Source organism: Halomonas sp. MES3-P3E (assembly GCF_002836035.1).
GTDB classification, from domain to species: Bacteria; Pseudomonadota; Gammaproteobacteria; order Pseudomonadales; family Halomonadaceae; genus Vreelandella; species Vreelandella arctica.
On sequence record NZ_PJBT01000065.1, the window covers coordinates 1 to 4,917 of the forward strand.

Below are 4,917 nucleotides of genomic sequence, written 5' to 3' on the forward strand. Positions count from 1 at the left end.
AGTGGTGCCGACACCAGGAGTCGAACCCGGGACCTACTGATTACAAGTCAGGTAAGCTCGGGTAGTATTATCAAATGCTTATCCATTTTTCTGTTACGTATACTGACCGCCTGCACATCAATTGAATCAACAATTTACCGTTTGTTGGTACGCATATTTACCCGCCATTTTGATCTAAAATGGGCATGGGGTTATGAGTGCAAAGCAGTATCCATCACGGTCGCGCCTGCCATGCGGCTTCACGCCTAACAAGCGGCTTCATCGCCTTCTTATTCTTACATTATCTATAATGGTTGCAGGGAGTCAGCAACCAAACAGCAACCACCAATTGCCGAGAGGATTTCAAGATGCCTGTACAAGCGCGACTAGAAGGTGGCCCTTGGGTGGAAAGAGCTTAAAGCTTAACGCTGAGGCTCCATATCTCAGCATGCCTGAGCCAGTGAAAATGCCTGAATTCGTGGGGCAAGACAGCATTGATAGGCTTGAAAATATGGGTATCCGGAATAGATGGTTGATTCTGCAATCCAGGGCGCAGCGACTTTTTTATATCTCAACGGAAAAAGTGGTTGACCTGTTCGCGATTGCGAACTAAGATACAGTCATAGGGTTCGAGATCGGCTCGACCCGCCTCTACAGAGAGACATCGCCATGAAACTGATCCACACCAGCCCCGCCGCAATCACCGAGATCAACAGCTTTGGCCGCTTCGGCGAGTTCCTCTTCTTTGCCGGTGGTGAGTACGTTATGACGGCTGGTGATCACATCACCTATGCCATTGATGTCGAAGACTGCGCCATCATCGACGCCGAGCAACTGTTCTTCCACGAAGATGCGGAAAAACTGGCCGGGCTGGTCGAGAAGGTCATGGAAATGGTTGGCTGCGATGAAGACACCGCCGAAGAACTGATCGCTCAACGCGAAGATGTTCATGGCATCGACTGCGACATCGATCCGGAAGACCTGGCCGACATCTCCTGGGACATTCAGCGCATCTCCGGTGAGGCCGCTGTGCTTCTCGGTTTCCGCGGCGTCGAGATGGAAGATGAGCAAGGCCGTGCCTATCTGATCCACATGGCTGGCCGAGAAGCCGAGCTGGAGGTCGCATGAACGCCAAGGAATTACAGGCTCTGCGCAAGATGTTGATGCTGGATGTCAGCGAGGCCGCCGAGATCATCGGCGGCGTTTCTAAGCGTAGTTGGCAATACTGGGAAGCTGGCCGTAGTCCGGTCCCCGACGACGTCGAAGACAAGATGTTGGGGTTGCTGACGCAGCGGCAGTATCTGATGGACGAGATCGAGGCCAAGCTCGATAAGGAAGGCGACACTATCTCTGTGCCGTTCTACGTTCATCACGCCGAATTTTCCGAGGCCAACCCTGGGAAAGGCATCCTGCCGTGGCGAATCAGTCAGTCAGTCGCCGCTGAGCTATATGCCAACAACTTGGTAAATCTGAAATGACCGCTGGCAGAAACCAAAACGCCAAAGGTCGTCTCCGCAAGGCTCAGCAAAAGAGGAAGCGAGAGGAGAAGGCGGATCGGCGCGCCAAACTTCGCCAGCGCAGGAAAGACAAGCGCGCAAAGTTTAAGCATCGCAATGCCTAAAAGTGACCGCATCGGCCAGACCTTCGGCAAACTAACCGTCATCGCAGATCATGGCGGAGCGCAGCTACATTGCCGCTGCGAGTGCGGTCGTGAAGGTATCTACTCCCGAGCTATCACTAAGCCCTCGTACCGGGGTCCAAAGGCATGCCCTTGGTGCCTGGGCTCGCCGTGCGAGGAATGCGACACCATCATCCCTAATAAGGGCCGCATGCCCGCTAAGACCTGCTCGGAGGCTTGCCGTGTGGCAAGGGCAAACAGGCGGGAGCGGGAGCGATACGAGCGCATCAAGGACACCGAGCACTTCAGGGCGACCAGGGCAGCCTACCTTGAGCGGCTGGCCAGCTTGATGGATGCATACCCCGAGCTAGCCGAATCGATCCGCGAGGACCATCGGCGCGCTGTTCGTGCTTGGCGAGAGCGCCAGATGTCCGACTCCGTGCTGAGGGCTTGTTACCTGGAGGCTCATCGACAGCGGGAAGCCAAGCGCCTGGAACATATCCGTTCGGACCCCGAAGCCTACACCGAGCACCTGCGAAGACAGCGTGAGTGGTATCACTCACTAAGCGACGCTGATTACCATCGCATCTTTGTCGAGGGCCGCGAGGAGCGAGCACTTCGAAAGAACCGCCGCGAATAAGGAGATGGCCGGGGGTATTCGTTTGAGGTGATGCGAGCCCGGATGCTCTATACCACCAAGCACTTGAAGAAGTCGCCTCAGACCAAGGAATCCCCGTTCCTGGGCAGAGCTACCATGACCTACAGCATGGGACTGCCCGAATCTGATAAGAACTATGGCGTCGATCTATCAACCTTCTGGGAGGATTAAGCACTTGGAGGGGCTGGAGTGCCCCTTCAACCAGTTAATCCGGATACCCGAAAATATTTACCAGTACAGGCTTTATCAGCGTATGCCTGATGGCATGCTGGTATATCGAATTGCTTAAGAACACGGCGGATCTTGAATCCGAATAGCCCTTTTAAGGCCGCGCTTGCACAAGGCTTTGTAGCTAAATCAGCAGCTTAGCGCTTTACTATATTTCTATACAGCATATCAATGCTAGCCGTAATAATCACTTACTGCAATCTACCCACTCCCCGGCAATTCCCCCTTCACCTGACTAACAAAGCCACCCTGGTCGAGCCGGTGTTGCACTTCATTAATCAGCCATTCGCCGTCCGCGCCCTCGCGAAACCCCGAGAGCATCAGACGACCCTCTGCCATCAGCTCCGTATTGCCCGGGAGCGTAAGATCTAGCGTCTGCTCTCCCCTTTCCCCTCGCCTTAGCTCTGCACGCGCGGCGGCGCGGGCGCTGGCTTCGTCGGGATGAATGGGTTGCAGGCGCTGAACGGGCTCTCCTTCACCTTCGGTAATCTCAAGCGTTGCGGCGGCATCCGTATCGCGCCAGCGTGCGACAACGCTTCCCGCTGCACCTCGCTTGGCAAGCCGCATCTTCCCCCGCGACACCATGCCTGGCGTGATGGTCACGGTTGGCAGCGGCTGACTGCCAGCACCAGCGCTTTGTGAGCTGCCACGCTTTGCGAGCAGTAGCGCCCCGCCGCCGGGCTTTGCGATGCCGTCATGCTCGTGGGCGAGGCGCGTCAGCAGGTTCATGTCTGATTCGTTCACTTGATCCACGTGCGGGAGCGTGATGCCTGCCATGGCGTCCTGAACCGCTGGCGTCAGCCCGTGCTCTGCAGCGATCGCCTTCACCATTTCGCCCAGTTGAGTGCCTGCGTCCCAGCTGCGCGTCTTCTTTGTTTGCAGCATCAGTCGCGTGCTGCCCTGCCCTGAATCGCTTTTCGCGAGCGGCGCGGCCTTGGCGGTGATGCGCAGTTGATTAGGTGGCCAGCTAATGTCGATGGTGTCGACTATGTACACGCCCATTTCATCGGCCTGATCGTCGCACCCCAGCCAGACGGTCAATTCTGCGCCCGCCGGCGGGAGTGAGATAGGCGCCTGGGCGTCGTGATCGGCCAGCGTGATCGTCAGATCGTCCGAATCAACGCCCGCTTTATCCGTCAGGCGCAAGGAAACGAAGCGCTCGCGGAGCGCCTCGGTAATGTCTTCACTGTTGGCAGTGATGCGGAAGCGTGGCGTTATCCCCACAAGCGAACCCTCCGGCTCGGTGCTGGCTGGGCAATATCTGGCAGCGTGATCAGCAGGCCTGCGGGTATCAATGGCCCGTGATCGGCCAGTCCTGGGTTATGCTCGAGCGTCTTTTCTACCAGCCCGGGAGTAATGCGCCCGTAGGCGCGCCAGCAGATCCAGTCGACGGTATCGGCCTCTTTAGTTCTGTACGTTCGCGCCATCGTCAAAGAACCTCAGCTGCAGTGTGAATGCCTGACGCCGCGGGACGCCGCCGGGTGCGAAAATATCCGCCTGCTCTTCAACCGATAGCATCACCCAGCGACCATGAATGAAGCCGTTGCCATCGACTAGTATTAGCGGCTGGCCTTCGGCGGCGGTCGAGCGCATGTCGCGTATCTGGTGAGGCCCACTGCGAAAACTGGGATAGATGCGCCCGGTTAGTGTAATTTGGTCGCCAGCAAAGCCCGTGAACTGCAGGGCGTCATGACCACCCACCCGAGACTGAGCCGCCCATCGATACTGAGTCGCTCGGGTGAGCTGCTGATAAGCGGCGGTATCGATGCTGAACGGGTAGTCGCCCAGCTTTAGCATTACATCAGCCATCGTAGAGCGCCCCTTGCTGGCGTTGATTGAGTTCGTCCATCACCATTTCCGCGATGCGCTGGGCATAGGTCTGGTCCTCCTCGCCCTCACTGCGCGTCACGTGCAACTGAACATGGTTGGTGATCGTCTGCGTGACTTCGCGCACGCGCTCGGCGGGCGATTGGCTGGCCTCGCCTCCACTTAGCTGCGGGCGTGCTGGCCCTCGCTGCAGCGCCTCTTGCCCTCGCGCTACCGCTTCTTGTTGGCTAGAGCCAAGATCAAGCGCCTGCGCGTTGCTGCCGCCGGGTTGCGCGGGCGCGCCCTCCTCATCATCGCCCCCGAAGCTCAGCCAGCCTTTCACCTTGCTGAATGCGTTACCCACCCACTCAAGCTTGCCGGTAATCCAGTCCATGGCGGCGGCGGCTGACGCAGTGATACCGTCCCACATATTGCCAAACCAGCCAGAGATACCACCCCACGCGCCAGCTATTACGTCCAGCGGCGACCAGGAGAGCTTTTCTTTCATCCAGTCCCACGCCGCGCCAGCCTTGTTTTTTACTCCACCCCAGAGGCCGCCAAACCAGTCAGTGATGCCATTCCATGCGCTGGTGATCGTGTGGATGGGCGACCATGCCACCTCACCTTT

General features: G+C 57.7%; 7 protein-coding genes and 1 pseudogene. 4 read left to right on the forward strand and 4 right to left on the reverse strand.

Going from position 1 to position 4,917, the window contains the following annotated elements; all coding sequences use genetic code 11:
• The first annotated feature begins 648 nt into the window (after window positions 1-648).
• From CXF87_RS11450 to CXF87_RS22040, 4 genes and pseudogenes are all read left to right on the forward strand, one after another.
• On the forward strand, window positions 649-1,107 hold the full coding sequence (locus CXF87_RS11450) for a hypothetical protein (RefSeq protein WP_101146714.1): 459 nt from the start codon (window positions 649-651) through the stop codon (window positions 1,105-1,107).
• Entirely contained in the window at window positions 1,104-1,457 is a 354-nt protein-coding gene (locus CXF87_RS11455) for an Aca2/YdiL-like domain-containing protein (RefSeq protein WP_101146715.1), read from the forward strand. The genes CXF87_RS11450 and CXF87_RS11455 overlap by 4 nt, the downstream gene beginning before the upstream one ends.
• A gap of 384 nt (window positions 1,458-1,841) precedes the next feature.
• Entirely contained in the window at window positions 1,842-2,237 is a 396-nt protein-coding gene (locus CXF87_RS21640) for a hypothetical protein (RefSeq protein ID WP_157826520.1), read from the forward strand.
• A gap of 3 nt (window positions 2,238-2,240) precedes the next feature.
• Window positions 2,241-2,426 (forward strand): annotated as a pseudogene (locus CXF87_RS22040) (ISL3 family transposase); the annotation flags it as partial.
• Between the two features lie 258 nt (window positions 2,427-2,684).
• Here the strand turns inward: CXF87_RS22040 and CXF87_RS11470 are convergent.
• The 4 genes from CXF87_RS11470 to CXF87_RS11485 all read right to left on the reverse strand — a co-directional run.
• Window positions 2,685-3,707, reverse strand: coding sequence for a phage late control D family protein (locus tag CXF87_RS11470; protein WP_101146717.1), 1,023 nt, complete (start codon window positions 3,705-3,707; stop codon window positions 2,685-2,687).
• A complete protein-coding gene (locus CXF87_RS11475) occupies window positions 3,698-3,910 on the reverse strand; it encodes a tail protein X (RefSeq protein WP_101146718.1) in 213 nt (70 codons plus the stop codon). Before CXF87_RS11475 ends, CXF87_RS11470 begins: the two co-directional genes overlap by 10 nt.
• Window positions 3,888-4,292: a phage tail protein gene (locus tag CXF87_RS11480; protein WP_101146719.1), complete on the reverse strand. Its 405-nt coding sequence runs from the start codon at window positions 4,290-4,292 to the stop codon at window positions 3,888-3,890. The genes CXF87_RS11475 and CXF87_RS11480 overlap by 23 nt, the downstream gene beginning before the upstream one ends.
• Window positions 4,285-4,917, reverse strand: a 633-nt coding sequence (locus CXF87_RS11485; protein ID WP_198556069.1) for a hypothetical protein, incomplete at its 5' end; no start/stop codon positions are given. The genes CXF87_RS11480 and CXF87_RS11485, both read right to left, overlap by 8 nt.